This is a genomic window from Vibrio sp. OPT46 (assembly GCF_015163535.1).
Classification (GTDB): domain Bacteria; phylum Pseudomonadota; class Gammaproteobacteria; order Enterobacterales; family Vibrionaceae; genus Vibrio; species Vibrio alginolyticus.
In genome coordinates this window covers 4572-6980 of the sequence record NZ_JADDYG010000474.1, presented here as the reverse complement: position 1 = coordinate 6980, position 2409 = coordinate 4572, and the positions used below count along the sequence as shown (strand labels likewise).

General features: G+C 43.3%; 1 protein-coding gene and 3 pseudogenes. All 4 read right to left on the bottom strand.

Annotation, left to right across the window (positions count from 1 at the left end):
* Positions 1–496 (bottom strand): annotated as a pseudogene (locus IQR33_RS33710) (transcriptional regulator); the annotation flags it as partial.
* Between the two features lie 313 nt (positions 497–809).
* Entirely contained in the window at positions 810–1457 is a 648-nt protein-coding gene (locus tag IQR33_RS33705; protein WP_228014023.1) for a TnsD family Tn7-like transposition protein, read from the bottom strand.
* Positions 1458–1613: 156 nt separating this feature from the next.
* Positions 1614–2057: pseudogene (locus IQR33_RS33700) on the bottom strand (TniQ family protein); the annotation flags it as partial.
* Between the two features lie 17 nt (positions 2058–2074).
* Positions 2075–2409, bottom strand: a pseudogene (locus IQR33_RS33695) (AAA family ATPase); the annotation flags it as partial.

Sequence of the window (2409 nt, the reverse complement as noted above, 5' to 3'; positions counted from 1 at the left end):
CGGACGCCTCGCGATTATCATCGATAATATGATCTTCTGGGCGCTCATACGGTTCCGGGCCTTCACCACCACACGTTGGTTTTTGACCTTCATCTGGATGCGTAAAAGACGGGTTATGGAAGTAGACCCGAGACGGCATTTGAGCATTAATTTCAATATCTGTGATCTTTTCCACCAGAAAATAGCGACCACTTGCATCAAGCCTGCCTTCGTATTCGAAAGACCATCCAGCCATTTGTGGCGGATCAAAGTGAAATAGCCAACGCTTATACCCCGCAGACACATCTCGTTCCTTTTCGACGTTGAAATATCTAAAAATCGACTCAAATGAAGGCTTTGCATTGCTATCAATAAGCAACCAGCTCAACATTGCTCTCGTTGCTGAATCATTGAATGCCGAAGGAGGAAAGTTTGATGTTTGCAACACTTCGATATTGGCATAGTCCTCCTTGGTGTTTACTTCGACCTTGAAGTCTGTAAGCAAACGAGAAGACATTAATGACGCTCGCGATAAGTACGAGCTGGCATAAAATAGGACCCTTGCCAGCTCAAGCTGAGGAATAACCAGTGTAGGGGCAGCGCCTCGGTCTAATATAAATGCATGTTGCTCTGACTCTTTCTTTCGGGAGACTTGCTGAACGCATCAATTTCCAGCGACTCATTCCTGAACCTTTTTTTGATTTTGCAATTACTGCCATGACTAGCCGACGAGCTTGAAACTCAAAGACGCTTTCTTGATACCGATTCACAGTAAGAGATAGTAAGGGTAATAAGTTCAGTTTTTTGCTCACCGAGCCGTAATCATCTAGCTACTTAAGTAAGAAATTTTTGCTTCTTCGAGGGCCATCAATAACGGTATCTAATCGTTCGACAATCCTAATAAGCTGCTTAGTTAGTGAGCGGTCTCTTGCGTTCCAATCTACTTTTTTCTGCCTTACATGAGATTGGGATTGATGGACTCGATTGAAAGCTAATAGCCAATCTCTATCATTTCGGTAAAGCCAAGCATACAGTGCACCGCCACCTCGAAGTTTGCGTGCTTTCTTAATCGGGGTCTTCCCTATTAAGTCACGCCACTGATTACGTTTTTTCTCATTAGAGTTTGGCACAAGATGAACGTTGTCCTTCGAGAAGGATATCGTCGCTCCCTCTTTTGATTTTACTTCTTTGATGATTTCACCAACCGACATTTCGGGAATAAAAGCAGACCAAACCATTAAGTGCTGTAGGTAGCTAAAAGCTTTACGATGACGGCGAAACAACGTGCGAAGCCAGTTAGTATCTCTATCAGAATTGATGGTTAGCTCAGGGGTAACGATCTTGCTTACAACTAAGTCTGCAATCTTATCGTGAGCAACCTGTTTAGGACCTTTTCCACACCCAAAGTCGTGTGCTAGATGATTGTAGAAAAGGCTCCATTGATGCTGAGTCGGGGAGTCTTGGGCTGGTAAACACATGACCTCTTTAGCTTTGCTAGCTAAGTAAGCAAACCGCTGCGCTGTTACATTATGGTCGTTACATAAAAGGGGCTGACATCGTATTCGGCTACATGCATGGTACGTGTGCCTACTGTCATGGTAAGAGGTTGTCGATTGACTTAGAAGTCCATGCTTAGGGCAGTAAGGTAAAGATGGCAAAAACCACAATCTAGACCAATAACTTTCCCCATATTTTTGCTTTTGTTCCGCGACACAAGCTGAGCAAACACAAAAGTTATCCGACGTTTTTACAATAGAAGCTGGGGATCCTAGCATTAGATGAACAGAGCCCTTAGCGCAACGTTCCATTCGCTCCATCGCTCTAATCCTAATGCTTTCATCAACAAAAGGAGCGTAAATCGGGAACATTGTATGTTCATAAATAAGCTGTTGGACGTCAAATCGTCCCGTATTAATGAGCAGCTCTGATATCGACGATAAATGACTAGGCAGATCAATTGTCGCAATCACTTTTCTGTCACCAAACACTTCACTTAGTAGCTGTTTAGAGCTTGTTATCGCACTGCGAATTCCAGCTCTAGCTACCAAGCTATAGATTAATTCATCTGGGTATGGCACAGGGAAGCAGCGCAATATTAAACCACCTTTTCTAGCAATGACTGAATGTCTAAAATCAAACCCGACTTTGACATTGCGGTGTACACTTCGCTATCAGAATCAGATTGAGAGTGAACAAACCTCAAATCCTCACTATCAAGGGTATGCCATTGCGTCTGTTTAATTGAGGATGCCCTCTTGCCCTTACTTGACTTAGCCTCTGTTTTAGATTGTGTCTGTTCAGGGCTAATGAGTTGCTCATGTACCAGTGGCAGTAAGCTGATCCACGTCAAATCAGGATGTAGATCAAATAGCTGTCGTATTACAGGAGCCAAAAACGTTGAATCAAACTCATCTTTTAAGGCCATATATA

Coding starts and splice junctions, on each gene's coding strand:
- IQR33_RS33705 (WP_228014023.1), bottom strand. CDS start 1,457: ATGTGTTTACCAGCCCAAGACTCCCCGACTCAGCATCAATGGAGCCTT.